Below are 1,092 nucleotides of genomic sequence, written 5' to 3' on the forward strand. Positions count from 1 at the left end.
CCAGTGGGCTTTGTTGCACAGCTCTTCGGATAGTGGGTAATGTATAATAAATTCATGAAGCTATATCAAACTTAGCCATGCCTATTTCAGTAAATTTGTTAAGCAAATAACACTTGAGTAGCAGTTCCTTCTCACGATTAATCTCAGATTTATTCCTAAAACTAAATCCAAATATTTGCTTCAGTCGCGAGAAAAAACTTTCTATATAAGATCTCTTCCAATAATTTATCTCTTTTTTCCACCTCTTCATACCATCTTCATCATATGACTTTATGAGCTTGATTGTAGAATTTCTCTCATTCATATAATCCAACTTTGGATGCTCTACTGCATTATTTTGCGGAGGAATCCTTGTCTTTATGTCAAGCTCATCGCACAGTTTGTATAACTTCTTTCGATCTATCTGCATATATCGTGCTTATGTTATACTTGGTATCCACTCTTTCAATAAGATCACAGGCTCCATAGTGGTCGGAATAAACTCCACTACTGTATTTTGCAGCTATAACTTTTTTACTACCTATCTCTAGCATTACATCTTGTTTGCTCATAGCGGCGATACTTTCTATCTGTACCATTTGCCTTACTATGGCCTGGAATATTATTGTAGATGCTGATACCTGTACTATCTATAGCAATTTCAATATCTTCCATATCGTTCTTATCAACTCTGCAGTCGTTGATTTTGATATTAAGCTTTTTAAACCTTCTTGAAGCCTGCGAATAGCTGATAATTTGCAAAATTTTCCCTATTTGCTCAAGATATTTCTCTATAAATCCCACTGTTTGCCTAAGACCAATCCTGAATAGATAGGTTATTATGTGAATTAGAATCACTACTTTGTCGCTGTAGACATTGTTGCCACCTGCTACTTTTGGACTATTTTCGTACCAATTTTCAATGGCATCGTTGATATAATGAAAAACATTTCCCCTTTCTTGAAGAAATTTGTTATATTCATTGCAGTTACTGACTTTCATTCTTATTGGCATATTTTTCCTTTGTCGGCTAAATATCTATTTTATAACAAATTCCATCAGTAACTGCCTGTTCTTTCCTTGAGTGGTGCAACAAAGCCTGCTGGAATCCAG

The 1,092-nt window shown here is 35.0% G+C and carries 1 pseudogene; it reads right to left on the reverse strand.

Annotated elements, in window-relative coordinates:
• Nucleotides 1–52: 52 nt before the first annotated feature.
• Nucleotides 53–993, reverse strand: a pseudogene (locus ACJ5GX_RS03115) (IS5 family transposase).
• Nucleotides 994–1,092 lie beyond the last annotated feature (99 nt).

The organism is Wolbachia endosymbiont of Tuta absoluta, assembly GCF_059414725.1.